The following is a 26,720-nucleotide window of genomic DNA, read 5'->3' as shown; positions in this document are numbered from 1 at the left end:
AGATGTACGACTTGGTATTGCATGGCGGCACGGTGTACGACGGGTTCGGGACACCGGGCAGGACGGCCGATGTCGCGATCTCGGGGGACCTGCTCGTGGCGGTCGGCCAGGGGCTCACCGGACGCCGGATGATCGACGTGACCGGCCTCGCGGTCGCGCCCGGGTTCGTGGACCCGCACAGCCACTCCGACACGGTTCCGTTCCTGGCCGACGCCCAGCCGTTCAAGCTCTACCAGGGCGTCACCACCGAGATCTGCGGCAACTGCGGGTTCTCGTGCGCCCCCGGTGATCCGTCGAGCTCGGACTTCACGCCCCTCGGCGACGGCGACGACCTCTTCGCGACGTTCGGCGGCTACCTGGACGCCGCCGAGGCCGCCGGGACGACCAACAACCTGGCCGTGCTGGTCGGGCACAACACGCTGCGCGTCATGGTCGCCGGCCTGAACCGGGACCTGCCGCGCGACGGGCGGGACCGGCTCCTGGCACTGGCCGAGGAGGCGTTCCATGCGGGGGCCTTCGGGTTCTCCAGCGGACTCGAATACGTGCCCGGCGCGTACGCGGGAACCGACGAACTGATCGCTCTGGCCCTGGTGGCGCGGCGGTGGAACGGGACCTACGCCACGCACATGCGGAGCGAGAGCGAGGGGCTGGCAGACGCGCTCGACGAGGCGATCGCGGTGGCGCGGGCGGCGGGGGTGCGGCTCCAGGTGTCGCACTGCAAGGCGTCCGGGCGGGCGGTCCACGGCTCGTCGGTCATGCTGCTGGACAAGCTTCGCCAGGCACGTCTCAGCGGCGTCGACGTCCGGGCCGATCAGTACCCCTACCAGGCCTTCAGCACCTCACTGGCGGCCGTGCTCCCGCCTGCCGTCCTCGAAGGCGGCATCGCCGAGCTGCGGGCGCGGCTTGCCGACCCGGCTCAGCGCAAGGCCTTTCGCGAGGTCGCCGAGGACCCGGCGAACGGGACCGGGGTCGGGTTCTGGCGCGAACTCCACCCGGACGACGTGCGGATCCTCGTCCACACCGACCCGTCGATCGCCGGGCGTACCCTGGCCGAGACGGCAGGGGACGGCGACGCGTGGGACGCGCTCTGCGATCTGCTGATCAAGGACCCGGGCGCGGCCGGGGTCTTCCACACGATGCACGACGACGACGTGATGCGGATCATGGCCGATCCGCTGATCGCGATCGGTTCCGACGGCGGCCCGCCGGTCGGCCCGAACCATCCGCGCACGTTCGGAACGTTCCCGGTGTTCCTCGGGCGATACGTCAGAGATCGCGGGGTCGTTCCGCTGGAGGAGGCGATTCGCAAGGTCACCTCGGCGACCGCGACGCAGTTCGCGCTGGCCGATCGCGGCTGGCTCGGGCCAGGGGCCACAGCCGACGTCTGCGTCTTCGACCCCTCGGTCATCGACCACCCCGGCACCTACGAGGCGCCCGATCTCCGGCCGGTCGGCGTGCGCCATGTGCTGCTCGGCGGCCACCTGGTCATCGAGGACGGCGAGTTCACCGGAGGGAGGCACGGGCGGGTGCTGCGCCACGGACGATCATGAGCGCGACGCTGGGCGTTCTGCTCGACAGCCTCGGGCCCGAGCTGGTACGGCCGGTGACCCTGCCGCGGGGTACGGACGTCCCGGTCGGCGGTCCGGTGATCTACGACCCTGCCGAGCCACCGGCCGGACTCGAAGGCGCGGTCCTGCTGGCCGCGTCCAGGCCGTCGGCCGACGTGCTGCCGAAGCTGGTCGAGGCGGGAGTCGCGGCGGTCATCGTGAAGTCCGACGACGAACGCTGGGCCTCGGCAGGGACCGCCGTGCTCAGGGCCGCGCCCGAGGTGTCCTGGGGTCAGCTGTACACGCTGATCGACGCGCTGCTCGCCGTCGCTGGCCCCTTCGGACCCGGCGAGCCCGCCGACCTGTTCACGCTGGCCAACCAGATCGCGGCCCGGGTCGGCGGGGCCGTCGCGATCGAGGACCTGGCCATGCGGATCCTCGCCTACTCGACCATCGAGGGCCAGCGGATCGACGATCTGCGCAGGGACGGCATCCTTGGCCGCAGAGTGCCCGAGCACCCGACCCACGTCGAGGAGTACACCGCCGTCCTGCGGTCCGACGGCGCGATCTGGAGCCGCGAGCCTCGCGAGTTCCTGCCCCGCCTGGCCATCGCCGTACGCGCGCGCGGCGAGGCGCTCGGCACGATCTGGGCCGTCGAGGCGGACCGGCCGCTCGCGCCCGATGCCGCCGAGGTGCTCGCCGAGGCCGCCGTCGCGGCCGCACCGCACCTGGCCCGTGTCAACCTGGACGCCGACGAGGTACGGCGCCGAAGGACCGAGCAGCTCGGCAGGCTGCTGCGCGGCCTCGGGCCGACCGAGGAACTGGCCGCGGCGTTCGGCCTGCCGGCGGGCAAGCCGGTCACGGTCGTGGCGATCAGCCGTGGTGACCACGCCGTGGACGCGGTCTACGCGGGCGACCTGCTCCGTTCGGCGTTCGCCGCCTACCGTGTCCGCGCGGCCGCAGGAGCCGTGGACGGGCGGGCCTACGCGATCGTCTCCGCCGACTCCCGGGCGCCGCTCCTGCACCGGATCACCGCCGACGCGTTGGCGCAGGCCAACGAGCGGCTCGGGGACGGATGGCGAGCGGGAATCGGGCGGAGCGTGCCGCTCGTGGCCGTACCCGAGAGCCTGCGGCAGGCCGAGGCGGCGCTGCGCGTGCTCTACAGCCACCTGGGCAGGGGAGACATCGGCAGGCACGAGGACCTGGCGGCTCCGCTGCTGCTCCTCGACGTCGGCACGGCCATGCGCGAGCTGCCCGCGCTGACCGGTGAGCCGCTCGCCCGGGTGACCGAGCACGACCGTCGCCACGGCACCGACTACCTGCACAGCCTGCGGGCGTGGATCGCCTCGCACTACGACGTGCCCCGCGCCGCCGAGGTGCTCTCACTCCATCCCAACACGTTGCGCTACCGGCTGCGGCGCATCGGCGAGCTGATCGACATCGACGATCCTGACACCCGGCTCGTCCTGGCGCTGCAGCTGCGCCTGCGCGGGGACTCTCATGCGTGACGGCCGGAACTCCCCCATCACGGGATGAACTCGGTGATCCCGTCGCTCCACCCCTGATGATCGCGCCGGTCACCGGACTCACCTGTGACGGCTACTACCTTCTGGATGCTTGATGAAACTGGACAAGGCCGAACTGCGGCGGGTCTCGCTGCCGCTGGTCACCCCCTTCCGCACGTCGCTGGGCACCCAGCACGTGCGTAACGCCCTGGTGATCCGTCTGGTGACGGACGCGGGCGAGGGCTGGGCGGAGTGCGTCGCCGACGACGAGCCCGACTACAGCCCGGAATACCTCGAGGGCGCGGCCGACGTGATCAGAAGGTTCCTCCTGCCCGCGCTCTTCGCCGTGGAGGACCTCGACCCGGCAGGGGTCGCGGTCGCGCTTGACCGGTTCCGCGGGCATCCGATGGCCAAGGCGGCCGTGGAGATGGCGGTGCTGGACGCCTTCCTGCGGGCCAAGGGGGTGAGCCTGGTGCGCTACCTCGGGGGAGTACGGCGGAGCGTTGCCGTCGGCGTGTCGGTCGGCATCACGGACACCCTTGACCAACTGCTCGACCAGGTGGACAAATACCTGGCCGCCGGGTACGCCCGGATCAAGCTGAAGATCGAGCCGGGATGGGACCTCGAACCGGTGCGCGTGGTCCGTGAGACGTTCGGCGACATCCCGCTCCAGGTGGACGCCAACGCCGCGTACGCGCCGGGCGAACTCCGGCACCTGCTCGGGCTTGACGATTTCGGCCTGGTCCTGGTCGAGCAGCCGTTCGCGCCCGACGACCTCGGCGCGCACGCCAGGCTCGCGGCCGCCATGGACACGCCGATCTGCCTGGACGAGAGCATCCACTCCGCGGCCGACGCGGCCAGAGCCATCCGCGCCGACGCCTGCTCCATCATCAACATCAAGCCGGGCCGTGTCGGCGGATATCTGGAGGCGCGGCGCATCCACGACGTGGCCCAGGCGAGCGGCGTCCCGGTCTGGTGCGGCGGCATGCTCGAGACCGGCCTCGGGCGTGCCGCCAACCTCGCGCTCGCCGCCCTTCCCGGCTTCACCCTTCCGGGCGACATCAGCGCCACCGCCCGCTACTACAGCGAGGACATCACGGTCCCCTTCACCCTGTCGGACGGCCACCTCGCCGTCCCGGACACCCCCGGGCTCGGCGTGCTCCCGGATCCTGACAGCCTCGCTCGCCTGTCGACGACGGCCGAGTGGATCGCGAGGACCACGTAGCGGGGTTTCGGCGCGCGTGACGGCCGTAGTGATCACCTACGCCTGTCGACGCCGCAGACGTCATCGACCGTGACCACGGTCTGCTTCGTGTGCCGGACCACATCCTCTGGCGTCACCTTGCGCTCCCTTCGCCTGCCCCAGCCGGGACTCCGAGCCTGAACCGGCGGGATCCCGCCCGATCGCCAGGATCAGGCGGGACCTCGTCGTCTGGTGTCCCGCAGCTCATGGCCGTCCGAGAGAGCGGAGGCCGCCCATCCAGGGGGTCAGCAGTACTTGGCCTTCCTGACGCTGCCGACGGCGGTGGGGGCGGTGATCCTCGCCGTGACCCCATGACGGATCTCCCGGCACAGCGGATCGGGCCCCCACGAGATGTCGAGCGTCACGAGGCCCGTGCTGCCGCAGTTGAGGACATCCGCCCAGGCCTTACCGCTGGTCTCGCCCTTGGCCATGATGTGAAGGCCGGTCTTGCCCGTGCACGGGGCACTGCTGGTGTCCGCCGAGGCGGCGGTGGTTCCGGCTCCTAGTCCCGCGACGATGAGGGATCCGGCGAGAAGTGCGGACGCCGTACGCTTTTTGACCGACATCTATCCCCAATCCTGACTTTCCGGTGAAAGATCACTTTCGGCCGCATTGTAGAGGTCGTCGATACGCGGTGGGGCTGAACGTTCGGATGGGGCCGGCACCGGCCCCGCCACGCCGAACACTCAGTGTCCTTGCCGCGACAGCTGCTCGCGTTCGGCGAATCTCCTCAGGTTGTGCAGCTGACGGCGCATCATGAACAGGTCGCCCCAGGCCAGGAAGGGCTTGAGAACCTTCTGCAAACCGCCTGCGGGCTCGTGAATCGTCTTGACGACCAGCCTGCTGAGGCCGTGGCCGATGTCGCGCACGACGTAGCTGACCACCAGGTCGCCATAGATCGTCTTGCCGCCGCTTCCGGATATCGCCAATGTCAGATGCCGGTTCACGTCGTAGTCGACGAGGTCGAACAGGTCCATGAAGCGCTGGCCCACCTCGAGCCGGTCCGTGCCCGGGGTGAGTGTCGTGGGGGTCCGCATGCCGAACAGGAAGGCGAAGCTGTAGCTGGAAATCCTCAGCTGACAGAGCCACCTGAACAGCACCGACGGTTCGGCCTGCACGGTGACGGCGCGGAACAGCGGCTGGGACGTGGCCTCGAGCTGGGTGTCACAGGGGTAGGGAGCCTTGATTTCCTCAGCCGTAGCCCCCCATACCAGCGGGATACGTGTGTCCATCATTCCTCCGGAGCGACGGTTGTCGTGTGCCGTTGACGATGCGGTGACGCACCTTCCGAAGGCTCGGCACGAGGTAGGGAACAATCGGAAGATCCGCCCTTCCGTACAGTACTGCACGGTATGGAAGGGCGGATCGCCGAGGTGCTCGACGTCGGTGACACCGTCCTCTTCACACGAGGGTGAGGCGTCGAGTCGCGGCCCATCCGGGAGCACGGACAGGCCGGACACGGAGTCCAGCTCAGGAGGGTCGCCGCCAGACGGTGCCGCGCCGCTCGTATTCGATCACCTTCTCGGCGAACAACGCGGCTTGAGGTCCGTGGAAACGCTCGGTGAGCCACAGCGCGAGGTCGAGACCGGAGGTCACCCCGCCGCAGGTGACCAGGTCCCCGGCGTCGACGACCCGGCCGTCGACGACCTTGCCGCCCTGCTTCTTGAGCTCCTGCTTGGCCGCGTGGTGGGTGGTGCAGGACCGTCCGGCGGTGATCCGGGCGGCCGACAGCAACAGCGTTCCGGCGCACACCGACGCCATGATCAAGCCGGGCCGCCGCGCGGCGGCCAGCGCCTTGGGCAGTACGCCGCGGCTGATCTCCCGGTACGTGGCCGACCCCTCGCCCAGGCCGCCGCCCGGCACCATGAGCACGTCGGCCGACCGGGGGTCCCACGAGTCGCGCACCACGATCTCCATGCCGATCGCCGTGGTGACCGTGCGGGGGCCGTCGGCGGTCACGAAGGTCTGCTTGATGTGGTCGGCGTTGACGCCGAAGACCGCGATCGGCCCGGCGAAATCCTGCTCTTCCACGCCGTCGTACAGCACGGTGTGCACGCGCAGCGGCGTACGCCGTGGCTCGGCCGCCGCGGCCGGACCCGCGGTTACCTCGGCGAGGCCGAACCCGGTCGTGGCGACCAGGCCGGCGCGAAGAAGGTCCCGTCGTTGCATGTCAATCCTCCAAGGGGCGGTGGCCTCGGTGAGGCGAGAACAGCGCCGGCCGCCATTGCGTGGTCGCGGATCGATGGGCGTGGTCGGGCCGCGCTCGCCGGCCGGTACGCGGGCGCGGACACGTAGGGATCGCCGGAAGGGTCCTACGACGACCTTCAGGCTGGCTGAAGCTTAGCGAAAGCTTCAGCCGCACTGAAGGTGGGGGTGCCTGCCCATGCTCTCCTTGCATAGGGTTTGGTGGTGGCAACGCGGAACGGAGAACGGCTTCTCACGCGCGACGACTGGGCACGCGCGGCCCTGGAGGCGATCGGAGAGGGCGGGATCGACGCCGTCGCGGTCGACCGCCTGGCCACTCGGCTGGGCACCACGCGCGGCAGCTTCTACTGGCATTTCAAGAATCGGCAGGATCTGCTGGTCGCCGCACTGGAGATGTGGGAGAAGGACGGTGTCACCGACGTCGAGGCGGCCCTCCAGGCAGTGGAGGACCCGGCGGAACGGCTCCGGACGATCTTCGTGACGGCCTTCGCGCACCCGATCGCGGCCGATATCGAGGCGGCGCTGGCCGCCAAGGCCGGCGATCCGCTGGTGGCGCCGGTGCTCCAGCGGATCACGTCGGCGCGCCTGCGCCTGCTGAGGCGGATCTTCGGCGATCTCGGGTACGGCGAGCAGGAGTGCGACGTGCGCGCCCGGATCTTCCACGTGATCTACCTCGGGCACGGCCAGGCCCGCCGGGCCACCCCCGATGTGTACGGAGACGTCGGCTACGTCGAGCGATTGATGGAGATGCTGCTGCACGCGGGCACCCGCGGGGAATGACCTGGGCTGGACAGCCAATTAGCTAATTGCCATGATGGCTTAATGCTGGACGTGGAGCTGGTGAAGGCGCTGGCCAACGACAAGCGCCTGCTGATCCTGGAGTGGCTGCGCGACCCGGAGGGGCACTTCCCGCCACAGCGTGACGGTGACCTGGTCCGCGACGGCGTCTGCTCGCTGTTCATCGCCCAGAAGCTGGGGGTGAGCCAGCCGACCTGCGGCGAGCACATGAAGGTGCTCGCCCAGGCGGGGCTGGTACGCGGCAAGAAGATCAAACAGTGGGTGTTCTATCAGCGCGACGAGGACCGTATCGCCGAGGCGAAGGAGCTGCTGAGCGGTGAGTGGTGAGGTGAGCGCGGCTCATGAGGCCGTCGACGTGAAGCTCTACGAGCGTCTGATCAACGACCTGGAGGCGGGCGGCGCCCGCTACCGGCTGATCGACCACGAGCCGGAAGGCCGTACCGAGCTGGTCTGCGCCCTGCGCGGGCACGACGTCTCGGAGGCCGCCAAGTGCCTGGTCGTCATGGTCAAGACAGGCAAGAAGCGCACCAGGTACGTGCTGGCGGTGGTGCCCGGTGACGCCCGCCTGGACCTGCGGGCCGTCAAGGAGCTGCTGGAGGGCTCCTATGTCGCCTTCGCCGGCCGCGAGAAGGCCGAGGAGCTCGCGGGCAGTGTGAGCGGCACCGTGCTGCCCTTCAGCTATCACCCGGAACTCGAACTCATCGCCGACCCGGCGCTGCTGCGGGTCCCTGAGCTGTACTTCAACGCCGCCCGGCTGGACCGCTCGATCGCCCTGGCCACCGACGACTACGTGCGCCTGGCCGCGCCCCGCCTCGCCCCCATCACCACCGCATCCTGAAACCTCCGCCGGCGTGCGCGCCCGGCGCCGGAAGGGAGTCCCAGATCGTCGCCGTCGCTCCACCCATCAGGGAGCCGTCCGCTCGGCTTACCCCGGGCGATGGCGGGAAGATCATCGGCTCAGCCGCTGAACTCCTGAGCCTGTCGTGATCACCCCGGGCCCTGAGGCCAGCGCCGTCCCCGGTGCGCCAGTAGAGCCTGCTCCTCCTTCGGAGAGAAACCTTTCAGCAGGGGTGGCTCGCCCCGCTCGCGGTCCCAGGCCAAGACGTCGGCCGCCGTCACCTCCAGCGGGGTCGCGGGCATGCCCGCCGCGCGGGCCCGGGCCGAGCTGCGCTGCTGCGTCGGCCAGTTCGCCCGCACCAGCGGGAACAGCGGTGGCACCACGTCGGGTGACACCGACACGATCTCGACTTCAGTGCCCGCCACCCGCGCGCAGGTCTCGATGAGTGCTCCGAGCGTGGTCGGCTCAGCAGGACCCACCGCGTTGAACGCGCCGGGGCGCTCGTCAAGGAGCAACCGCACCACCAGGCGGGCCAAGTCGCGCGAGTCGATGATCTGCACCGGCTGTTCGGGGTCCGCGGGCAGCGCCACCGGCCCGCCGTACGAGGCTCGCCGTACCCAATACGTGAACGTGTCCGACGGGTCGTGTGGCCCGGCCACCTTTCCCGGCCGCACGATCGTCGCCCGCGAGCCGTACCGGGCCACCACGTCGTCCTCACATGCCACCTTGAGCGGACCGTAGGTGTCGTCATCGAGCTCCTCGGTGTCGCGCACCACCGGCCGACGCGGTGCGTCCTCATCCGAGCCAGGCCCCACGCCAGTGCGCTGGTACACCGCGTGGCTTGAGATGAACAGGTACCGGCCGACCCGGTCCTCCAGTGCGTCCATCGACTGCGCGACGTGGCGCGGAACGTAGCCGCTGACGTCTACCACCGCGTCCCATGTGCCATCGCGCAGTGCTGCGTAGTCACCGGTGTCACGGTCGCCGATGAGTCGGGTCAGCTGGGGGAACAAGTCGGTCCCGGTCCTGCCTCGGCCGAACAGGGTCACCTCGGCGTCGGCACGCAGGGCCTCCTCCACGATGGCGCGACCCACGAAAGACGTACCGCCAAGAACAAGAATCCGCACGGCCGGCGACACTACCAAGAGCGAATCACGAAGGGCTCAGAGGAAACCGGTCAAGGCCGCACCGCGCGGTGATCGTGCTCGTGGCGCCGTGACGTCATCGCCTTGATCGTCGCTGTGCTCCCCCATCGGGCGTCACCGGTGCCGCGTGGTGCCGGAGGTCGAGGATCTGCTCGGCGAGTTCGCGAGCCAACGCCGCGGGGTGTTCGTCGGCCTGGGTGGCACCGGTTGCCAGCGTCCCTGCGATGAGCAGAAGGTATTGGGCGGCAGCGTGCGCGGGCTGCGGATGTCCGAGCTTGACGAGTTCGTGTTCGAAGAGCCGGTGCAGGCGCACGCGGTAGTCGTGGGTGATGGCGTGCGCGGGATGGTCGGGGTCGGTCAGCGCGAGATCGGCGGCCTGGTAGCGGCAGCCGCAGAAGTCCGGCTCGGCGATGACCTGGGCCAGGTTGTCGAAGACGGCCAGGAGGCGGTCGCGTGGGTCCTCGCCCGCGGCCTGCATGATCTCCATGTAGAGGGCTTCGTCCTCGGCGGTGGTTCGCCGTAGCACCTCCGCGATCAGCCCGTCTTTCCCGCCGAAGTGGTCGTACAGCGAGCGCCGGGCCACGTTCGCGGCCTTCAGCAACGTGTCGACGCCGACGCCCATGCCGTGGCTGTAAGTCAGCTCTCGGGCGGCGTCAAGCAGGCGTTCCCGCGGGCCGGGCGTGGCGCGTGTGCTCATGGTCCCAGCCTCTCATCACTTGACGAGTAGATCAACCAGTCTATATACATTGTTTAGACCGAACGTTCTATCCCTTTAGGATTCTCGCATGATGCACCGCACAACGGCCGAGGTCATGGACCGCTTCAACCGGGCCTTCGTCGAGCACGACCCCGATCTGCTCACCGACCTGCTCGCCGAGGACTGCGTGATGGAGTCCGTCCAGCCGGCCCCCACAGGGGAGCGCGTCGAGGGCCGCGAGGCCTGCCTGGCCTGGTGGCGGGCGCTCGTGGAGGACCGCACGACCCAGTTCCAGCCTCAAGAGGTCGTGGTCGCCGGAGACCGGGCGACGATCCTTTGGCACTACCGTTTCGGCCCCGGCGACGCCGACTGGGTCAGCGGCGTGAACGTCATGCGGGTGCGCGACGGCCTGATCGTCGAGGCTCTCGGCTTCAGCAAGACCGCAGGCGAGGTCCCGCTGGCCGCCGAGTCCGGCATCGACGGCTGAGTCCGTGCGCCTACCGGGCCACGCCCGACTGGCCCGCCAGGGTTCGGGAGTTGACCGGCGGGCAGGGCGCCGACCGCGTCATCGACGTCGCCGGACTGCTGGAGCAGTCGCTCAAGGCCGTGGCGATAGGAGGCCATGTCGCCTGCGTCGGATTCGTCCGACCCGGACCTTGCGCCCGAACCAGGCGCAAGGTCCGGGCTCACTCCGGCATTCGTCGTCAGCCGGACTCGCGCACGCGGGCGACGGCCAGGGAGGTGAGAACGGCGAGGACCGCCCCGAACCACAGAACCCCCGCGATGGCCACGTTGTCGGCGACGATGCCTCCGAACAGGGCGCCGAGCGCGATGGCCAGGTTGAACACCGAGGTGTTCAACGCGGTGGCGCGCGCGCACGGGCTGGTGCGGGCCCGCCGTGACGTTCAGTCGGAGCCGGTCGTCGCCCCGGAGGTCAGGGCGTCGACACAGGCCGTGAGTGCGTCCGCAAGCTCCGTCCGGGCCTGAGGGGAGAGGCTGGAGAGCATGCGCGCCTCGACGAGGTCGACGGCGGCTGCGGCGTCGGCCAGGAGTCGAGTGCCGGTGGCGGTGAGCTCGGCTTGGAGGACTCTGCGGTGCTGGGGATGCGGCCGGCGGCTCAGTAGTTCGCGGTCCTCGAGTTCGCGCAGCACGGTGTTCATGCTCTGCGGCGTCACGAACGCCTGACGGGCCAGGTCGGCGTTGGACCGGCCGGGGTCCTGGCCCAGGGCGGCGAGCACCGCGTACTGCGAGACTGTGAGCCCGTGCGGGGCGAGGGCGTCCAGCATGGCCTGGTGAAGCACCGCTTGGGCGCGCTTGATCAGATATCCCGGCCGATCCGCCACCGCGTTCTCCTTTGCAAGTATCAGGCTGCCTGATATAGTCTCAGGAAGACTGATACAACGATACCGTCCCAGGAGGACACCATGGGTCCCGACTTCATCGCCGTCCAGGTTCGCGACCTGGAGGCCTCTGCCGACTTCTATGCGGCCTACCTCGGGCTGGAGCGGGCGCCGGTCAGCCCGCCGCACGCCGTCGTGTTCGACACCGAGCCCATCCCCTTCGCCGTCCGCGAGCCGCTCGTCGACCTCGACGCCGTCGATCGCCTCGGCTGGGGAGTCGCGATCTGGATCAAGGCCGAGGACTCCCAGCCTCTCCACGACAAGATGGCGGCCGCCGGAGTGCCGATCCTCGTCGAGCCCTTCGACGGACCGTTCGGCCGTACGTTCACCTTCGCCGATCCGGATGGCTACGCCGTCACCGTCCACGACCGGGCGGCGTGATTCCCTGCGACCCCTCGCCGACAGTCATTGAAACCGAATGGCTGTCGGCCTGCTGGCCACCGCCGACCCTGCCTGCTCAGTTCGGAGCTGGAGTGGCCCCGTCGGAGGCGTTCTTCCGGCCGGCTCTTTGGCGGATCTGCTTCGCCAGTCGAGGGATGTCCACGGGTCGGGTGGTGTCCACGTCGTACGTGTGGCCAAGATCGAGCGGTTGGGCTTGGCGTTCGAGTTCTTTCCACTGGAGATCGCCCACGATGGCGCCGAGGTGGATCGCGTGTCTGCGTGCTTCTCGTTCCTCGTAGCGTTGGCGCGCGACACGGAGCGGGAGCACGCACCTGACTTCGTGTGCCGTCCCGGCTCCCGCGCGATGGAGTCCTGCGGTGACGACCGGGCGTAGGTTCCGGAGCCAGAAGCTTTCGAGTACGGCTCCCTGGCCGGCGTCGCAGAGCAGTGCCCACAAGGTCTCGCCTGCTGCGACACCGAGTTTCTGGCTCCATGCGCGGGCGGTGAGGCCTGCCGGTGGTGTCACGCCGAGTGTGTCGGCGAGGGTTTCCTTGATCCGGTCCTTGCTGAGCAGGGGGAGGTCGAGCTCGTCGGCGAGCGGCTTGGCGAGAGTGGTCTTGCCTGCCCCAGGTAGGCCGTTCACGAGCACCACGAGCATCGGCCAATGCTAGACCTGATCATGGGCTCCCGTGTCTCACGGTCCGTGTGGCGGGTGCGCACGAGAACGGCCCCAGGCCGCACGCGCGGCGGCCACCGCTGCCTCGATCACGCGCTGCGGGCTGAGCGGTGGGCCGGGTGTCGACGCTCGGACACCCGGACCTCCTTCTGCAGTAGAACCCTTGCGGCCTTACGCATGTAAGGGTAGCGTCGGCAGCGCGTCCTTACGGGTGTAAGGACGGGTGCGGAAAGTCCGCGCTGACATATACGGGGACCGTGTTATGAATACCAACAGGCGAGCAACCGCAGGTGCGGGCGTGCTGGTCATCGTGGGCGTGATCGCAGGCGTGTTAAGTGTCGTGCCCGCCCTCGAGGAGCCGCACTATCTCGTCCTCATTTCCGCACATGAGGGCCAGGTCATCGTCGGCGCAGTCGCTCAGTTCATCATGATCCCCGCCTATGTCGGGTTCGCGCTCTACCTGTATCCGGCATTGAGGGTGGAGAACGAAGCGCTCAGTCTGGGCTTCCTCGGATTCAGGCTGATAGCAGCGATGTTCCATTTCACGGGCGTGATTCTCCTGCCTTTGTTTCTCGTGCTGGGTCGGGAGTTCTCCCAAGCCGGAACCTCGGGCGCACCCCACCTCGAGGTCTTGGGTGAGTTGTTGCGGACGGCTCGCGACCTGGTCAACCACGTCGCATTGATCATCTCGCTGAGCCTCGGAGATCTCCTGTTGTTCTGCGTTCTCTATCGGTCGAGACTCGTCCCTCGTTGGCTGTCCGTGTGGGGACTTCTTGGGGCCGGATCGGCCATGTTGGCGAGCTTCTTGGTGCTGTTTGGTGTGACTGATGTCGTCACACCGCTCTACCTGACCATGAATGCACCGCTGGCCGTACAAAGCCTGGTCCTGGCCATGTGGCTGATCACAAGAGGCTTCGATACAAAGACATCGACAACGGGTCACCGGCGCGGCTGACGTGCACGCCGTCCCACCCTGTCGCGACGGCCTGCATGGTGAGGTCCGGCCACTGGCCGGGTAGCGGGGCCAAGCAGCGCCCGTGGGCCACCCCAGGGCATGCCGGCCGCCGCGTCCTCATGGCGTCACAGATTGTTGTACATGGTGTCAACGATCTTGTTGGTGTAGTGTTTCGTGATCATCGCCGCTGGTCACGGAGGATGGAGCGGACGAGGGCGGGCGAATCCGGCTGCGAGCGCGAACCCCGCCGAGCGAGCTGCGTCCTGCGGCGTGTGGGTCATGAGAAATCACCTGTAACTTCCGGCGACCTCAGAGGACTTCCTGGTGTCGAGGGGACCTCTGGGCTGAAGGAGATGGGCTCTCCCGGACCGCGCAGGGGCCTCGACCTCACCAGTAACGCTCACAACCGACTGTACCGGAGTACAAGATCAAGAGATTATCCCGCCGAGGCGCGTACGACCGCCTCCGCTCTCCGCTCGTCCGCGCGTTCACCCGGAGCGGCCTCGCCGCCGTCGCCGCTCTAGCGTTCCTCGCGCCCGCCCTGCCCGCGAGCGCCGTCGCGCCCGTGCTGCCCGCGAGCGCCGTCGCGGACGGCGAGCCGGCGAAGCCGGTTCCGGGCATCGACGCCCGGCCCAACGACGGTTCCGGGACCTGGCCGGACTTCTCGAACACCGGCTACGCCAACACACCGGCCAACGCCGGAGGTCTGGGCCTGGGCAAGTACCCGGGCAAGCTCACCGACCACGCGCCGAAGATGAGCGACACCAAACCGCTGACGCTCAGGTTCCCCGACAACAGCGTCATCTCCTTCAAGCGGTTCCGCGCGTTGAAGGTCTATATCTACGGCGACAATCTCACGTTCGTCGGCTGTCTTTTCGAGGGCACCAACCCCGACGACAACCTCATCCAGATCTACTCGGACACCAGCATCAAGTTCCTGTACTCGACGTTCAAGCCGAGTTCCTACTCGAGGCCGCCGGGCAACAACGGCACCGTCTCGTCGGCTCACTCCAAGCCCGGTACTCCCTTCAAGAAGTCCTGGCAGTACGCCACGACGATGAAGGAAGCCGTGGCCGTCATGGACCACAACGACATCTGGGGCAACGCGGGCATGCAAATGGTGACGGGTTTCCCCGGCCGCCCGTCGACCTGGACGAACAACTACATCCATGACATGGCCGACACGGCTCGCGACGTCTACCACCACGACGGCATCGGCCCGCAGAGCGAAGGCGACGGCGGTCCCATGACCGTCCACCACAACACCCTGGCCTCGGTGGGCAACACCAACGCCCTGGCCCTGCAGGGCAACGGCATGTACCAGAACATCAAGTTCACGAACAACTACGTCTCCGGCTGGGGATACGCCGTCAGCATCGGTGTCACCAACAACGCCAGGAACATCACCGTGACCGACAACGTCTTCTCGGCGGAACTCGAGCAGTTGTACGGCTTCCTGTACGGCAATTTCTGGAGCGGATCGTCCCGCGGCTCCACCTGGCGCCGCAATCTCATCCAAGCCCGTCCCGGAGACGGCAACAGCAACTATTCGGCCGCGGACCACGGCAAATATCTGTGGCCGACCGGTTCCGAGACCCACACCACCGATTACAAAGGCTGAACCTGCCAAAAGGTGACGGCGCCGCAGTACACGCGCCGTGCTTCGTGCGCCATGCCGCGCGAAGCACGGCGCCCCCGCCTCCTGCACGAGATGCGGGTGGAGGTTTCAGCGGCGACACTGGCCGCCTCGCGCTCGACCCCATACGCGGGTGGAAGGCTCACGGTTGCACACCCCGTGCAGCGAGTGTCCGCCGTCGTCCCGCCCGCAGGGAGAACGGGCCCTGGTCTGCTCGGCTTGTCCCGGGTCGATGGCGGGCGGGATGATCAGGTTTCCACCTCAATCGTCTACGGCCCACACACTCGGCGCGGCGATCACTCGCAGCCGGAGTGCGCCCCGCCGGAGACATGAACGGGGGTTGTCCGTGCAGGTGTTGAGACTCCTTGCGGGCTGGTTCTGGCGAGTGGATGCGTTCTTGGGCGGCAGTGCCGAGCCGGATGCCGGCCGACGGCTTGTTGCGGCTCATCCTGTGCGCGGTGCGCTGATCGTCGGCCCTGTCTACGGTGGCCTGTTCGCCGTCCTACTGGTGATATTGGACGTGCCCTTCACGCCGTCCGCCTTGCTCTGTTGCCTCGGCATTGCGATCGGCGGTGGGATGTGGTCCATGGGCCTGGACTACTTCGAGCGCCGGCGTCAACGCCACTACGGGCACTACCCGGGCGTGCACGAGCAGCGGGATGGCGCGGAGCGCCGCCCTTGATGTGGTCCAGGGCCACCGGAACGGCACCCGGTGGTCCGTGGCGCTCCCCCTCGGTCTTCGGCAGTCAGAGCCGCTGGGTATGCGATGGATGTACGTCGATCTGGACAAGCGCGTCATCCGGGCCTTCTGGCAGATCAAGCGCCTCCGCTACCGGCACAGTGCGGCGTGAATTGCCGCCCACGTCACTCAGCGGCGGCCAGCTCCACCAGCATGCCCAGGGACGGCAGCTCGAAAGGCGCTCCTGTCGGAACCTCGCCCGCTCGGGCGTCCTCGATCTCGCCGGCCCAGTGTCGCAGCGCCTGTAGCGGGGTGATGCCGTTGGCCTTGGCCCAGCGCAGGCGCTGCGTCCAGGCGACGGCGGCGTCGAAGGCGGCGTCACCGGCCTGCTCGCGCGGCACGTACTGCGCCGCGTCGTCCGTGGTCGCGGCCCACAGGTAACCGATGACGGTGCCGTCCTTGACGATCGGGACGTAGCGGACCGAGGCGGACGTCGTGCGCGGGTAGGCGTCCGGAGCCTGGACGGTCTGGAAGGCGGGCTGGTCTTTCAACGACAATTCTTCGTCTCCTTCATCAGCCGCCGGACTCCTCGGGCAGCACCCAGCCGTAGACGTGCCACTTGCCGTCCTGCCGTTTCACATCCTCCGCGAACCATGATATGCCGGTGCCCAACAGTAGTTCCCGCTCACCCAGGTGGCTGATCAGCTCCAGATAGAAGGCCGGGGTGCCCTCGGGCACGCGCAGGTGCAGGGTGACATCGCCGTAGAACACCGGCTTGTCGCCGAGGTTCGTCGAGAAGAAGCCCGGGTCGCGTTGCACGGTTCCCGGAAGCTCGTGGACGGGCACGGTGAACAGGTCCGAGGTGAGCCGCAGATTCCGGAACACGTCGATCGTCTCGGGGACCGGCTGGCGGTGTAGGACCCCGTTCAGGGCCTCGATCTGCGCGATGACGCGTTGCTTGCTCTTCGCGATCTCGCGCGACGTCTCGCCGTAGAGGGCGGAGTCGCCCTTGCGCAGGTAACCGTTCATCTCCTTATATCCGCTTCCGGAGTAATGGTCGGCCGCCGCCTGCTCGGACCGCGACATGTCGTTGAAGACCCCTGTCCAGATCGCTTTCCCGAACGTGGGAGCGACGAGGCGGGCGCCGAAGGGCGCGTCCAGGGGGACATGCGGGGCGGCCGCGGTGTAGTACAGGCCCGACTCTGTGCGGCGGATGGTCTGCCCAAGCGACGGGCTCGGCCCGTCGCTGGTGAGCCCGGAGTAGGCGGGGGGCGAGGTCGCCGGCTTGCCGTGGGGCGTCTGCCAGGGGGTGGGAACGCCATCGCCGGATACGGCGTGTGTGCCGAAATCTACCGGGGGCTTGAGCTGGCGCGTTGTTCCCGACGCGGTGTAATGGTCCTTCGGCGGGGTCGCGGGCGTGGCGGCGAGGTCCGTGCTCGCGTCCTTGTGATACAGGGCCAGCAAGTCCGGCAGGGCCTTGGCCAGGGCGGGATGCAGTTGGCCGTTGTTCGCCATGGAGCTGAGCTCCTTCAGCGTGAGCCAACTGGCGCCGCTGGTCTCGAACGTGTCGAGCTTCGGGGCGAACATCGGCCCCTCGGCGGCCAGGTTGGTGTATTTCCAGCCGCCGCCCCCAACCTCCACCGCGTGCTCGCCCTTGAGCTTCAGGGTGTTGAGGTAGGTCTGGTTGACGCCCAGTTCCTCGCTGAGCTCGCGGGCGGCGCCGTGCACGGGGCTTTCGAGGCTGTCGAGGGCTCCGCCAGGCAGTTGCCACTTGCCGGCGTTGGAGACGTACTGGCTCTGCTGCATGAGCAGGTAGCGCGGCTGGCCGTGCTCGTCGATGCCCCTGATCAGTACGCCTGCCGCGCCGTACTTGCCCCAGAGGCCCCCGCTCACGTAACCGTCGCCCGACTTGCCGGGATTTTCCAGGATCCGAAACGGGCCGGGGGACTGACCGGCCAGGGAAGCGGGGCCGAGGCCGGCCGGCTTCGCGCCGGCGTGCACGGGGCCGTCGCCCGCACGGGATGGGCCGGGCAACGCGCTGTCCCCGGTGTGGGCCGGGCCGGGCAGCGCGCCGTCGCCCGTGTGGGCGGAGCCGGGCAGATCCACGTGATGCGAGCCGTTGATCAGGGCGTCGACGCCGAGTGCGCTTTTGAAGGACAGGTCCTGCTTGGCCGCGGCGCCGGCGAGCGTGGTGCTGTCGCCGCCCGCATGGTTGAGGAACTGCGCGGCGGAGTTTTGCGGGAAATGCCCGGACGGAAGGCCGCCCGAGCCGTCCGCCGTATGAGACGAGGAGTGCGAGGAAATGGAGGAAGAGGAGGAATGCGAGGACGAGGAGGAGTGCGAGGACGAGGAGGAGTGCGAGGACGAGGAGGAGTGCGAGGACCAGGAGTAGGAGCCGTGGGCGGGGTTAGGGTTGTCGCCGGCCGGGCCCGCGCTTGACTTGCCGTGCGCGAACGGGCTCCAGCTCGCCCAGTGCGCGTCCGCGCCGCCCACCACGCCCGAGGTGAAGCTCTTGACCAGCCTGTCCCAGTCGATCGGCTGTCCGCTGGAGAGCTGCACGGTCAGGTCCGTGGCCACGCTGGCCATGCCCGACCGGCCCATCAGCCCAAGCATGGACCTGGCGGGCACGATCCCGGTGAAGCCCGTCAGGAAGGCGCCCAGGACGGCTCCCGTGCCGGCCGACGTCATGATCTGTTCCCAGTCGAGGTGATCGCGCCGGGACTGGGAGGCCTGCACCGCCAGGTCCATGCCGCCCATCAGGCCGCCGAACAGGCCGATGTTGATCAGCAACCGCTTGCCGAGCTGGGCGATGGCCAGCCGGGTCAGCTGCACCCTTGCGCCGACCATGGCCGTGGCCGCCGGGCCCCAGGGGCCGACGGCAGCGGCCAGCAACCAGATGATCTGGAAGATCAGGAACCAGACCGAGACCTCGATCATCCGCTTGGTGTACTGGACCTGGACGCCGAGATCGTTGTAATGAAAAGCAGCTGAGACGAGCTCCTCGATGAGCTTCGCCAGCGCCGGATCGGATACGTCCTGGACCCGCTTGACGAACTCCTTCAGCGCGTCGCCGTCCCAGTCGTCGCCCACCCGGGTGAAGACCGACATGCCCCGCTCGTCCAGGATGTCCTGCGCGGTGGCCGCGCACGCGTCGGCGAGCCGGAAACAGCCGTCCTCGTCGCCTTCGGGCCAGTCCATGCCGACGGCATAGCCGACAAAGGGTTTGGCCCAATCGGGCACGAGGAAACCGTCGAACCCCAAAGTAAGCTCACCAACCCTGCGGGGGGGCCGGATCGCCGTTGGCGCTTCCCAGGTTGTCCAGGGACACGTCCGGTAGGTCCTGGGTGCCGCCGTAGCCGCCGGGGTTCTCATATCCGGGGTCCCCGTAGCCGGAGTCTCCGTAGCCGGAATCGCCGTAGCCAGGGTCCCCGTAGCCGGAGTCTCCGTAGCCGGAGTCGCCGTAACCTTCGGCGTCCTGGTAGTTCCTCGTGTTGCCCCGCAATCCGTCGCGCAGGTCCTCCATCTCCCGGATGTAGTTGTCGAAGGCGCCAAAGACGGCGTCCTCGATCGTGTAACGGTTCTTCTCCAGCTCCGCGCCGTACTGGTCGTTCCCCAGTGGGTTGCCCTCCTGGTAGAAGGTCGCGTTCAACCGGTCGCGTAGGCCCCAGAGGAAATTGACGGTGTAGTCGGCCTGCGAGGAACGCGTCCGCAGGCCGCTGAAGACGGCCTCGTACCCCTGGGCGCGAGCGCTACCCACGCGCGCCCCCCTCCTCGGCCGGCAGCTTCACCGGCTGTGGCAGGAACGCCTCAATGCTCGCCCCCTCGCCCAGTACTTCCTCCAGAGGCAGCCCTTCCGGCATGAACGGCGCCATGAGCTCCTTCGTCTGGCCGGCCACCTGTTCCGTGGCGGCGCCGATCTGTTCCATGATCGCGTGGGCGAGCTCCGACGGCGAGAGCTTGCGGTACACCCGGGGGTCGAGTTTGATGTCCTGCACCTGACCACGCGGCCCCACCGTCACGCTCACCATGCCGTCGTCGGACTCGGCGGTCCCCGTCAGCTCGGACAGCTTGCCGTACGCCGCTCGCAGCTCGCCAGCCTGCCGGTTGTACTCCTTGGCCAGCGCTTCGATGGCCAGATGGAACTCGTCGTTCAAGCAGCGTACCTCTCGTTCCGACAGCACCATAAGTTGCTTTTCGTCACTGCTGTAACGTGGACGATATACCGTACTAAATCCCTCTGAGGGCGGAAAAACCCAATGTTCACGTCTGCCAAGGCGCCGGAGCCCGGCCTCGGAGGGTGGCTAGGCGCCGGGGAGGGCGTCCCCGGCGGTGCCCTGCCCGCCCGGATCGGCAGGGGCGGGTCAGCCCTGCACCGTGCCGGCGACTGGGGCGTGGACCAGCATGGCGATGCCGATGTCCACCGGCAGGCGGTCGATGACCGGTGCACCTGCCGAAACTCCATCCATGCGGTTCAAACCGCATATGAGTACTCGTGGAGGACGCCGCCGAGCCGGTGCCTCGGAGGCTGCTGATCTCCATTGTTGCGCTTGTCGGGGCCGTCGCGGGGCAGACCACCGGCATCCTCGTCGCCGTTGACCCCGGAAGCAGCTCCCCATGCTTCATCGCGGGGTTCGGATCAGCACTCGCGATGGCTTGATCAGATCGCTGCGGTTCGGGACCGGCGGCCGATCCAGGTGGCCCGTAGACGTCTTGTCCGGGGGGCAGCCGACCAGGCGTTCGGCCTGGCGTTCCACGGAGCCTCCAGGGTGTGGACGGCCCCGTCAGGAGGTGCGGTCCATCACCAGCGCAGCGTGGGGCTGAGGACCTCGCCGATGAAGCCCGGGCCGTCCTCGATCTTCCAGGAGCTCCTCGCGGCGTAGTCACGCCCCGAGAGCGTCCGGACGGCGAAGTACCCGCATGACTGCACCTGCCCCGGCACGGTGATGTACATCTTGTGGCACTTGAGCTGCTGGGAGACCGGCAACTCGGTCATCGGGTCGTACAGCTGGACGGCCATGTCGGTCTTGATCCCGACGGGCCCCCGCAGCCGCGTCCGTACCATCAGGGTCTCGTCGCTGACCTTGATGCAGGCCTGCAGCTGCACACCCTGACCGGCGGGCGTCCACTCGCCGCAGCGTTCCGTGCCCTCGCCGGCGCGGCGGTCGGTCCCGCCGAAGACCGTGCCGCCGTAGAACGCCAGCCCCGCCAGTACGGCGGCGGCCAGCGCGGCGTGTGTCAGCGGCACCGTCCGGCGGCCCCTGCCCCGGGCACCGACCGCGCCTCCGGGTTCACGCTCGGGCTCGGCTCCTCGCGCGGCTACGGCATGCGCGTGCCCGACGTCTGGCGGCGACGTCTCGGCAGCGCGGGCTGGTGCGGTCGTGGCCGACGCCGTCACCGATGCCGCGGTGCCGTTCCGCGACGCGGGGACCGGCCCCGCAACGGGCGGAGGCATGGGGGAGCCGACCGTTGTCGTCGTGGACTCCGGCGAAGCAGGCAGCGGTGTGCCAGAGGGCACCGGTGCGCCCGCGAACGACGCGGTGGCAGCGCCGGCGCTCGACGGCGAGCCCCCTGAAGCATCGGGGAAGTCGGATACGGCGGCACCGGCACCTGGCGTCGAATCCAGGACGTCCGGCGCGACCACGATAGGGGGCTCCGGCTCAAGGGGCAGGGGCGGCGAAGTCTCCGTCGAGGCGGTGGCGGCGATGCGAGTGGCAGCGTTCTGGCGCCATCCACGTCCGGTCTTCTCCAGGGTGCCGCGCAGTACGTCGATCCGCTCGCCGATGGCCCGCAGGCGGTCGGCACGATCGCCGGACACTCCCAGCGCGGTGGCGACATCGCGCATGTCCTCGACACCCGGCAGCCTGGTGCCCTTGGTGAGCTGGCGGTGACCGGACAACCAGTTCGACACCATCGAGGGTGTGGTGTTCCTGACGTGATTCACCAGGTACTTCTGCTGTTTCCCTGCGGATTCCAGCGCTTCGCGTAAGCCCGTGGCGGCCTGATCCAGGGCGCGGCCGAGCGCGTCGGCCGTTTCATCTACGTTCATCCAGTACCCCGTGTAACTGTTGCAGTCCGCTGAAACAGCAGCTCAGGGCGCTGTATCAGCGGTGAGAAAGTTCAAGTCTCAAGATCCTTCCATCCCTGTCGTTTCGTGGCCAACCTGTCAGGCATGCCAACGAAACGAGGAGGGCTCATGCGTGCCGCGTTCATAGGTCTGCTCACCGCCGGACTGCTGGCCTCACCGGCGGCGGCCTCGGCCCAGACGGCGCAGGCGGCGCCGAGCTGTGAGGGCGTTCGGATCCTGCACACGCCCGTGCGCATCCAGAGCGGGGACACCGCCGCGTACGTCCACGTCTTCTACGACTCGCGGACGGCCGTCGCCTGCGCGTACCTCAACTCCAGCAACCAGACATGGGGTTACTCCAAGCACATGACCATCCAGCTCAAGCACTGCCAGCGGCCCAGCCAGACGCGCGGCGTGTGCGACGGTCAGTTGCAGTCGACGGCGGTCGGCGGGTGGAGCAAGGGACGCAGTGACAAGGTCACCCTGCGGATCACGGACGGCTACATCATGGGCGTCGGCCGGATCTGGTGGAACGACAACTACGGGATCAACCAGTCACGGGCGATCGCCAGGGTGAGCAGCGCCCGTGTCGCCCAGCGCGACGTCGAAGAGGCCACGAGGGAGGCCACCGAAGCCGCCACGAGGGAGGCCACCGAAGCCACCCGCTGACCCTCCCGCCCCGTCAGGGGCGATCCATCGGTCATGCGGTCGCATGGCTCGACGGGGCGTTCCTCGGCCTGACCGCCCCCGACGGCCCGCACAGGGAACGACGCGGGGCTCGCACCCCCTCCTGGCGCGGGTGCGAACCGGCCGGCCACCCCGAACACGCACGATGTCCGCGTCCACGAGAGACGACGCGCACCCCCCACCGACACGCCTGTCCCCACACCGCCCCTGAAGAGGACCGACATGTATGAACCCGGCTGGCGCCAAGACCCTCAGGGCAAGACCCGGTGGAGCGAGAACGGTCAATGGAGAGACCACGTACGCGACGCGTCCGGTGGCGTCTACCGCGACCACCACATCCCCAGCACCCCGCCCCAGATGTCCGCCCCCAGGCTGCCCAACACCGCCCCTCCACCTGGCGGCGGGTCGAGCGTCATCGATGAGCTGGCGGAAAAGAACCGCCAGGTCTGGGGCGATCAGGGCGCAGGGGCGGTGCAGCAGGCGCTGGGCGGGATGGGGACGGGCGGGTTCGTAGCGATCCTGGCCGGACTGGCCGCCATGGTGTTCCTGTTCACCATCGGCAGCTTTGTCGGAGCGGTGGCCCTGCCGGTCGTCGGGTTCGTTCTCTATCGGAAGGGAACGCTGCGCGGGGTCAAGCTGGCGGTCCTGGGAGTCGTCTGGTTCATGTGCCTGGCCACGGCGCTGACCACCGTGGACCAGTTCTCCGGAGGCGGTCTGCCGGAGGAGGTCGAGCAGGCGCAGGCGTTCCTCGGGCTGATGGGCGGCGACTCCATGCCGAGGATCTGCGATGAGCCGTACATGACCGAGCAGGCCAAGTCCGCGATGGCGGCCAAGGAGGGGGCGGCCGATTGCGCCGAGGCGGTACGGCTCAGCCACACGATCCCGCCGCCTCCGCCTTGATCATCCCTTGTACGATCTCCCGCATGTTCGACTTATCCGGCCCCTGGACCCGCGTGCTGGCGGACACGAGGCTGCATCACGGGCCCGCCATGCAGTCGCCGGCCGTGGACCCGGTCACCCACGAGCTGTACCTCGTCCAGTTACGCGACGCCAACACCGCCGACGAGCTGGGCAACCTCTGCGTCAACCGGGTCTCCCGCACCACCGGAAAGGTGCTGGACTGGATGCACCTGGACGGCTTCGGACACGGCTACCAGATCGGCGCCCAGCACATCGGCGGCCGCACCCATCTGTGGTGCGAGGCCGGACCGGTCCGCAAGGGCTTCGGCACCCGGGTCACCCGCTTCCCGTACCTGCCCGGCCAGAGCATCGACATGACCTCCGATGTCCTGACCAAGCCTTACTCGCCCGACCCTGACACCCTCACCTGCGCCCCCGCCGTCGACCCGATCGGCAACTGGCTCACGCTCCGCTACCGCACCCCCTCCGGCTACTTCTACAGCCGCCACCCCATCAACCCGGCCACCGGCAAGGTCTCCGGAACCCCCGCCGCCACCATTGCGCACCCGCCCTCTGTCGTGGGCACCTTCCAGGGGTTCGCCACCGTCGGCGACCTGCTCTACCTCTACAACGGTGACCCGTCGGACTCCTACGAGAACAGCAACGCCCGCATCTCGCTCGTCTCCTGGCGCGACCCGGGCCGCACCCCGGCCGTCACCCCCGTCACCGCGCTGCCCGGCCTCCCACGCCGCGAACCCGAGGGGCTGGCCGTCGAGCCGCTGGGGGATCGGGTGAGTCTGCTGTTCGGCTTCAGCGGCGACGCCCCGTCGGGACGGCAGGCAAGCGTGTGCGCCTTCACCTCCGATCCGCCGGTGCAGGGCGTGAAGGTGCTGGCCGACTGGAGCAAGCTCGCGCTGGCCCCCGGGTTCGAGGGCCACACGGGCGCGCGGGTGCCCAGGGCCCGGCTGATCAGCGTCGGCGGACTGACCCAGCTCCAGCTGCGCGGCTCGCTCGGCTGCCCGGGCCTCACCGGGCCGTCCGTCGTCGCCGACCTGCCGCCCTGGCTGACCCCGAGCCTGCCGGTGCGCGCCGCCGTACCGCGCAACATGAGTTACGGCAACGCCGCCTGCCAGGTCGAGGCGACCCCGTCCGGCGAGCTCCGGGTCTATGGCGCCGGCTCCGCCCACCCGCTGTCCTGGATCGACCTCGACAGCTTCACCGCTCCCTGGAAGTGACGGGATACCCCATGCGATCCCCTACCCGCCGCACCCTGCTCACCGCGGCCGTCGCCCTGCCAGCCGTCACCCTCGCCGCCGCTCCAGCCGACGCGGCCGCCTCCGGTGTCGAGGTCGTGTTCCCCTGGAAACCCATCACGCTCACCGGCGCCGCCAAGCCCTTCGCCGACGCACCGCCCCAGGCGCGCGTGGTGCGCGTCGCGGGCACCGACTTCCTGCAGCTACGCGGCGGCGCCCACGTCTCCTACACCAGCGACAGCCCGCTGGGCACCCTGCCCGCCGGACTGCCGGTGCCGAAACTGACCCGCGGACTGTGCCCGCGCAACAACCACAACGGGCTGAGCGTGTGCCGGGTGGAGGCCGATGTCAGGGGCACCCTCATCGTGCTCGGCGGCACCAGTGCCAGCAAGATCACGTGGGTACGGCTCGACGGCTTCTCCTCCGTCCTGTCCTGATCACTGGCGCCGAACGGAGGCGGCCAAGGCAGGTCGTGCGCGCGTTCCAGGGAAATCGTCGGCGCCGCGCTGTTCCACGCGACAGCCGCAACGTACGGCTGACGCCCGCAACTCCGCTGGGTCTGACGAAAGACCCTGGGCGCCTCCCGATTCATGGGCGAGCCGAAGCCGCCGCCCACGCCCGCGACCTGCGCGGCATCCGGGTATCCCCGAATCCGGCCTCCCGGGCAGCGACCTCGGTGGTGGCGCCCTGCCGGAGTTCGGCACGTTCCAAGCGCAGGGCGGTCTGATAGGCCGACGGGGTGCGCACACCTTTCTCGATAGGCGGCCACACGGCGGCTCCCACGAGCGCGGCCGGAGCTCGATGACGTCAATGGGCTAATATCCAACCAATTGTCACCGTGGGTAAAGGAATGGAGCGTTCCTTTGTTCGACAACCTTGACCTCGACGCTCTGCGCAGGCGTCCGGGAGTGAAGTGGGCCGCCGCCGGGCCGGGCGTGCTGCCCACGTGGATCGCCGACATGGACTTCCCCGTGCCGCCTGCCGTCCGGGACGCGCTCGCTCACGCCATCGAGGTGGACCTGGGATATCCGGTCTGGGACGACCAGCCCGCGCTGAACCCGCTCAGGGACGCCTTCGCCGAGCGGATGCGGCAGCGCTACGCCTTCACCCTCGACCCGGCGCGGGTCCACGTCTTCACGGAGCTGATCCAGGCGCTCCAGGTCGTCCTTCACGTCATGACCCAGCCGGGTGACGCGGTGGCCATGCACACGCCGGCCTACTCCCCGTTCTTGAAGACGCTGACGGACATGGACCGCAGGCTCGTCCCCATCCCCATGCTCGACGACGGCACGGGCTGGGGCTTCGACCTCGACCGGCTGGCCGAGGACGTGGCCAGGCAGGGCTGCCGGGTGCTTGTCCTGGTGAACCCGCACAACCCGACCGGCCGGGTGTTCACCCGCGACGAGCTGGCCGGCGTGGCGGAGATCGCCGACCGGCACGACCTCCTCGTCATCTCCGACGAGATCCACGCGGAGCTCGCGCATGACCCCTTCACCCACATCCCCTTCGCCTCGCTGGATCCCGAGGTCGCGGCGCGCACCGTGACGCTGACCTCGGCCAGCAAGGCGTTCAACCTGGCGGGGCTACGGTGCTCGGTCGCGCACGTCGGCGACACGCGCGTCCAGAAGGCGCTGGCCGCCCAGCCGCCGCTGCTGTTCGGGGAGGTCAGCTCGCTCGGCGTACTGGCCACCCTCGCCGCCTGGCAGGACGGCGACGCCTATCTCGACGAGGTTCGGGCCACCCTCGCCCGCAACCGCCGCCTGCTCGCCGAGTCCCTGCCCGCGGGAATCCGCGCCTACGCCCCCGAGGCGACCTATCTGGCCTGGCTCGACTGCAACGAGCTCGCACTCGGCACGGACCCGAGCGCCTTCTTCCTGCAGCGGGCGCAGGTCATGCTGAGCAGCGGCCCCAGCTTCGGGCCCGGCGGCGAGGGCTTCGCCAGGCTAAACTTTGCGACGTCCGGTCCGATCCTCGAAGAGATCCTGCGGCGTATGCGCGAAGCGGTCGGCTGAGGCTATCCGGCGGGCCGGTAGTCCAGGACGATCCGGGCGGCGACGTCATCATCGTGGCCTGCCGTCCGCCACACCTCCCATCGAACACGGGTTGTCGTG

The 26,720-nt window shown here is 68.9% G+C and carries 29 protein-coding genes and 1 pseudogene; 17 read left to right on the top strand and 13 right to left on the bottom strand.

The features are described from left to right. Positions 1–2 precede the first annotated feature (2 nt). The 3 genes from ACFSKW_RS16815 to menC all read left to right on the top strand — a co-directional run bounded on the left by ACFSKW_RS16815 (position 3) and on the right by menC (position 4,277). Positions 3–1,550, top strand: coding sequence for an N-acyl-D-amino-acid deacylase family protein (locus ACFSKW_RS16815; protein ID WP_379573182.1), 1,548 nt, complete (start codon positions 3–5; stop codon positions 1,548–1,550). Then, positions 1,547–3,055: a PucR family transcriptional regulator gene (locus ACFSKW_RS16810; RefSeq protein ID WP_379573181.1), complete on the top strand. Its 1,509-nt coding sequence runs from the start codon at positions 1,547–1,549 to the stop codon at positions 3,053–3,055. Before ACFSKW_RS16815 ends, ACFSKW_RS16810 begins: the two co-directional genes overlap by 4 nt. 112 nt (positions 3,056–3,167) lie before the next feature. After that, positions 3,168–4,277, top strand: coding sequence for an o-succinylbenzoate synthase (gene menC, locus ACFSKW_RS16805; RefSeq protein ID WP_379573180.1), 1,110 nt, complete (start codon positions 3,168–3,170; stop codon positions 4,275–4,277). A 263-nt stretch (positions 4,278–4,540) separates the two neighbouring features. Here the strand turns inward: menC and ACFSKW_RS16800 are convergent, their stop codons facing one another. From ACFSKW_RS16800 to ACFSKW_RS16790, 3 genes are all read right to left on the bottom strand, one after another. Then, positions 4,541–4,861 carry a hypothetical protein gene (locus tag ACFSKW_RS16800; protein ID WP_379573179.1) on the bottom strand — a complete coding sequence of 107 codons (321 nt, stop codon included), beginning with the start codon at positions 4,859–4,861 and terminating at the stop codon, positions 4,541–4,543. Between the two features lie 120 nt (positions 4,862–4,981). Next, positions 4,982–5,755, bottom strand: a complete 774-nt coding sequence (locus ACFSKW_RS16795; protein WP_379573178.1) for a hypothetical protein — start codon at positions 5,753–5,755, stop codon at positions 4,982–4,984. A 10-nt stretch (positions 5,756–5,765) separates the two neighbouring features. Next, on the bottom strand, positions 5,766–6,464 hold the full coding sequence (locus tag ACFSKW_RS16790) for a DJ-1/PfpI family protein (RefSeq protein WP_379573177.1): 699 nt from the start codon (positions 6,462–6,464) through the stop codon (positions 5,766–5,768). Between the two features lie 240 nt (positions 6,465–6,704). Here ACFSKW_RS16790 and ACFSKW_RS16785 point away from each other — a divergent pair, with 240 nt between their 5' ends. Genes ACFSKW_RS16785 through ACFSKW_RS16775 form a run of 3 tightly spaced genes read left to right on the top strand, consistent with a single transcriptional unit; the run spans position 6,705 to position 8,136 of the window. Further along, the gene (locus tag ACFSKW_RS16785) at positions 6,705–7,280 is read left to right on the top strand and encodes a TetR/AcrR family transcriptional regulator (protein WP_379573176.1); all 576 of its coding nucleotides are present in this window, start codon (positions 6,705–6,707) and stop codon (positions 7,278–7,280) included. A gap of 42 nt (positions 7,281–7,322) precedes the next feature. Beyond that, complete coding sequence (locus ACFSKW_RS16780) at positions 7,323–7,625, top strand: ArsR/SmtB family transcription factor (RefSeq protein WP_379573175.1); 303 nt, start codon at positions 7,323–7,325, stop codon at positions 7,623–7,625. After that, entirely contained in the window at positions 7,615–8,136 is a 522-nt protein-coding gene (locus ACFSKW_RS16775) for a YbaK/prolyl-tRNA synthetase associated domain-containing protein (RefSeq protein WP_379573174.1), read from the top strand. Before ACFSKW_RS16780 ends, ACFSKW_RS16775 begins: the two co-directional genes overlap by 11 nt. Positions 8,137–8,285: 149 nt before the next feature. On the opposite strand, the gene ACFSKW_RS16770 is transcribed toward ACFSKW_RS16775, so the two are convergent. Together ACFSKW_RS16770 and ACFSKW_RS16765 are read right to left on the bottom strand one after the other, a co-directional pair. Further along, the gene (locus tag ACFSKW_RS16770; RefSeq protein ID WP_379573173.1) at positions 8,286–9,230 is read right to left on the bottom strand and encodes an NAD-dependent epimerase/dehydratase family protein; all 945 of its coding nucleotides are present in this window, start codon (positions 9,228–9,230) and stop codon (positions 8,286–8,288) included. A gap of 127 nt (positions 9,231–9,357) precedes the next feature. After that, positions 9,358–9,978: a TetR/AcrR family transcriptional regulator gene (locus tag ACFSKW_RS16765; protein ID WP_379573172.1), complete on the bottom strand. Its 621-nt coding sequence runs from the start codon at positions 9,976–9,978 to the stop codon at positions 9,358–9,360. A gap of 88 nt (positions 9,979–10,066) precedes the next feature. Here ACFSKW_RS16765 and ACFSKW_RS16760 point away from each other — a divergent pair, with 88 nt between their 5' ends. Together ACFSKW_RS16760 and ACFSKW_RS16755 are read left to right on the top strand one after the other, a co-directional pair. Continuing rightward, a complete protein-coding gene (locus ACFSKW_RS16760) occupies positions 10,067–10,465 on the top strand; it encodes a nuclear transport factor 2 family protein (protein ID WP_379573171.1) in 399 nt (132 codons plus the stop codon). Beyond that, positions 10,348–10,614, top strand: a pseudogene (locus ACFSKW_RS16755) (hypothetical protein); the annotation flags it as partial. The gene ACFSKW_RS16760 and the pseudogene ACFSKW_RS16755, both read left to right, overlap by 118 nt. 68 nt (positions 10,615–10,682) lie before the next feature. On the opposite strand, the gene ACFSKW_RS16750 reads toward ACFSKW_RS16755, so the two are convergent. Both ACFSKW_RS16750 and ACFSKW_RS16745 read right to left on the bottom strand, forming a co-directional pair. Next, complete coding sequence (locus ACFSKW_RS16750) at positions 10,683–10,826, bottom strand: hypothetical protein (RefSeq protein WP_379573224.1); 144 nt, start codon at positions 10,824–10,826, stop codon at positions 10,683–10,685. A gap of 57 nt (positions 10,827–10,883) precedes the next feature. Beyond that, entirely contained in the window at positions 10,884–11,321 is a 438-nt protein-coding gene (locus tag ACFSKW_RS16745) for a MarR family winged helix-turn-helix transcriptional regulator (protein ID WP_379573170.1), read from the bottom strand. Positions 11,322–11,402: 81 nt separating this feature from the next. Here ACFSKW_RS16745 and ACFSKW_RS16740 point away from each other — a divergent pair, with 81 nt between their 5' ends. After that, complete coding sequence (locus ACFSKW_RS16740) at positions 11,403–11,759, top strand: VOC family protein (protein ID WP_379573169.1); 357 nt, start codon at positions 11,403–11,405, stop codon at positions 11,757–11,759. A gap of 76 nt (positions 11,760–11,835) precedes the next feature. Here ACFSKW_RS16740 and ACFSKW_RS16735 read toward each other — a convergent pair whose 3' ends face one another. Beyond that, positions 11,836–12,417 carry a P-loop nucleotide/nucleoside kinase family protein gene (locus tag ACFSKW_RS16735; protein ID WP_379573168.1) on the bottom strand — a complete coding sequence of 194 codons (582 nt, stop codon included), beginning with the start codon at positions 12,415–12,417 and terminating at the stop codon, positions 11,836–11,838. A 316-nt stretch (positions 12,418–12,733) separates the two neighbouring features. On the opposite strand from ACFSKW_RS16735, the gene ACFSKW_RS16730 reads away from it, so the two are divergent. From ACFSKW_RS16730 to ACFSKW_RS16720, 3 genes are all read left to right on the top strand, one after another. Next, complete coding sequence (locus ACFSKW_RS16730; RefSeq protein WP_379573167.1) at positions 12,734–13,390, top strand: DUF4386 domain-containing protein; 657 nt, start codon at positions 12,734–12,736, stop codon at positions 13,388–13,390. A 565-nt stretch (positions 13,391–13,955) separates the two neighbouring features. Next, positions 13,956–15,011 carry a hypothetical protein gene (locus ACFSKW_RS16725; protein ID WP_379573166.1) on the top strand — a complete coding sequence of 352 codons (1,056 nt, stop codon included), beginning with the start codon at positions 13,956–13,958 and terminating at the stop codon, positions 15,009–15,011. A gap of 355 nt (positions 15,012–15,366) precedes the next feature. After that, on the top strand, positions 15,367–15,708 hold the full coding sequence (locus tag ACFSKW_RS16720; RefSeq protein WP_379573165.1) for a hypothetical protein: 342 nt from the start codon (positions 15,367–15,369) through the stop codon (positions 15,706–15,708). A gap of 182 nt (positions 15,709–15,890) precedes the next feature. On the opposite strand, the gene ACFSKW_RS16715 is transcribed toward ACFSKW_RS16720, so the two are convergent. From ACFSKW_RS16715 to ACFSKW_RS16695, 5 genes are all read right to left on the bottom strand, one after another. Further along, positions 15,891–16,262, bottom strand: coding sequence for a hypothetical protein (locus ACFSKW_RS16715; RefSeq protein ID WP_379573164.1), 372 nt, complete (start codon positions 16,260–16,262; stop codon positions 15,891–15,893). A 16-nt stretch (positions 16,263–16,278) separates the two neighbouring features. Continuing rightward, positions 16,279–19,077 carry an ADP-ribosyltransferase gene (locus tag ACFSKW_RS16710; RefSeq protein ID WP_465264725.1) on the bottom strand — a complete coding sequence of 933 codons (2,799 nt, stop codon included), beginning with the start codon at positions 19,075–19,077 and terminating at the stop codon, positions 16,279–16,281. After that, positions 18,974–19,462, bottom strand: a complete 489-nt coding sequence (locus ACFSKW_RS16705) for a hypothetical protein (RefSeq protein ID WP_379573162.1) — start codon at positions 19,460–19,462, stop codon at positions 18,974–18,976. Before ACFSKW_RS16705 ends, ACFSKW_RS16710 begins: the two co-directional genes overlap by 104 nt. Beyond that, a complete protein-coding gene (locus ACFSKW_RS16700) occupies positions 19,455–19,859 on the bottom strand; it encodes a YbaB/EbfC family nucleoid-associated protein (protein WP_379573161.1) in 405 nt (134 codons plus the stop codon). Before ACFSKW_RS16700 ends, ACFSKW_RS16705 begins: the two co-directional genes overlap by 8 nt. A 644-nt stretch (positions 19,860–20,503) precedes the next feature. Continuing rightward, positions 20,504–21,751 (bottom strand): hypothetical protein, encoded by a 1,248-nt coding sequence (locus ACFSKW_RS16695; protein WP_379573160.1) that lies wholly within the window; start codon positions 21,749–21,751, stop codon positions 20,504–20,506. Between the two features lie 147 nt (positions 21,752–21,898). On the opposite strand from ACFSKW_RS16695, the gene ACFSKW_RS16690 reads away from it, so the two are divergent. The 5 genes from ACFSKW_RS16690 (at position 21,899) to ACFSKW_RS16670 (ending at position 26,621) form a co-directional block, all read left to right on the top strand. Next, positions 21,899–22,438: a hypothetical protein gene (locus tag ACFSKW_RS16690; protein WP_379573159.1), complete on the top strand. Its 540-nt coding sequence runs from the start codon at positions 21,899–21,901 to the stop codon at positions 22,436–22,438. A gap of 240 nt (positions 22,439–22,678) precedes the next feature. Continuing rightward, complete coding sequence (locus tag ACFSKW_RS16685) at positions 22,679–23,356, top strand: hypothetical protein (RefSeq protein ID WP_379573158.1); 678 nt, start codon at positions 22,679–22,681, stop codon at positions 23,354–23,356. A gap of 23 nt (positions 23,357–23,379) precedes the next feature. Next, positions 23,380–24,591, top strand: a complete 1,212-nt coding sequence (locus ACFSKW_RS16680) for a phage baseplate protein (RefSeq protein WP_379573157.1) — start codon at positions 23,380–23,382, stop codon at positions 24,589–24,591. 11 nt (positions 24,592–24,602) lie between these two features. Continuing rightward, positions 24,603–25,046 (top strand): hypothetical protein, encoded by a 444-nt coding sequence (locus ACFSKW_RS16675; protein ID WP_379573156.1) that lies wholly within the window; start codon positions 24,603–24,605, stop codon positions 25,044–25,046. Between the two features lie 426 nt (positions 25,047–25,472). Further along, on the top strand, positions 25,473–26,621 hold the full coding sequence (locus tag ACFSKW_RS16670) for a MalY/PatB family protein (RefSeq protein ID WP_379573155.1): 1,149 nt from the start codon (positions 25,473–25,475) through the stop codon (positions 26,619–26,621). Positions 26,622–26,720 lie beyond the last annotated feature (99 nt).

This window comes from Nonomuraea mangrovi (assembly GCF_042681425.1).
Lineage (GTDB): Bacteria > Actinomycetota > Actinomycetes > Streptosporangiales > Streptosporangiaceae > Nonomuraea > Nonomuraea mangrovi.
The sequence above is the reverse complement of the archived record's forward strand: the minus strand, read 5'-3'. Positions and strand labels throughout refer to the sequence as shown.

Bases quoted from the DNA above. Each gene is read 5' to 3' on its own strand.
- ACFSKW_RS16815 (WP_379573182.1), top strand. From the start codon at position 3: ATGTACGACTTGGTATTGCATGGCGGCACGGTGTACGACGGGTTCGGG.
- ACFSKW_RS16810 (WP_379573181.1), top strand. From the start codon at position 1,547: ATGAGCGCGACGCTGGGCGTTCTGCTCGACAGCCTCGGGCCCGAGCTG.
- menC (WP_379573180.1), top strand. From the start codon at position 3,168: ATGAAACTGGACAAGGCCGAACTGCGGCGGGTCTCGCTGCCGCTGGTC.
- ACFSKW_RS16800 (WP_379573179.1), bottom strand. From the start codon at position 4,861: ATGTCGGTCAAAAAGCGTACGGCGTCCGCACTTCTCGCCGGATCCCTC.
- ACFSKW_RS16790 (WP_379573177.1), bottom strand. From the start codon at position 6,464: ATGCAACGACGGGACCTTCTTCGCGCCGGCCTGGTCGCCACGACCGGG.
- ACFSKW_RS16780 (WP_379573175.1), top strand. From the start codon at position 7,323: ATGCTGGACGTGGAGCTGGTGAAGGCGCTGGCCAACGACAAGCGCCTG.
- ACFSKW_RS16765 (WP_379573172.1), bottom strand. From the start codon at position 9,978: ATGAGCACACGCGCCACGCCCGGCCCGCGGGAACGCCTGCTTGACGCC.
- ACFSKW_RS16760 (WP_379573171.1), top strand. From the start codon at position 10,067: ATGATGCACCGCACAACGGCCGAGGTCATGGACCGCTTCAACCGGGCC.
- ACFSKW_RS16740 (WP_379573169.1), top strand. From the start codon at position 11,403: ATGGGTCCCGACTTCATCGCCGTCCAGGTTCGCGACCTGGAGGCCTCT.
- ACFSKW_RS16735 (WP_379573168.1), bottom strand. From the start codon at position 12,417: ATGCTCGTGGTGCTCGTGAACGGCCTACCTGGGGCAGGCAAGACCACT.
- ACFSKW_RS16710 (WP_465264725.1), bottom strand. From the start codon at position 19,077: ATGAGAACCCCGGCGGCTACGGCGGCACCCAGGACCTACCGGACGTGT.
- ACFSKW_RS16695 (WP_379573160.1), bottom strand. From the start codon at position 21,751: ATGAACGTAGATGAAACGGCCGACGCGCTCGGCCGCGCCCTGGATCAG.
- ACFSKW_RS16690 (WP_379573159.1), top strand. From the start codon at position 21,899: ATGCGTGCCGCGTTCATAGGTCTGCTCACCGCCGGACTGCTGGCCTCA.
- ACFSKW_RS16685 (WP_379573158.1), top strand. From the start codon at position 22,679: ATGTATGAACCCGGCTGGCGCCAAGACCCTCAGGGCAAGACCCGGTGG.
- ACFSKW_RS16680 (WP_379573157.1), top strand. From the start codon at position 23,380: ATGTTCGACTTATCCGGCCCCTGGACCCGCGTGCTGGCGGACACGAGG.
- ACFSKW_RS16675 (WP_379573156.1), top strand. From the start codon at position 24,603: ATGCGATCCCCTACCCGCCGCACCCTGCTCACCGCGGCCGTCGCCCTG.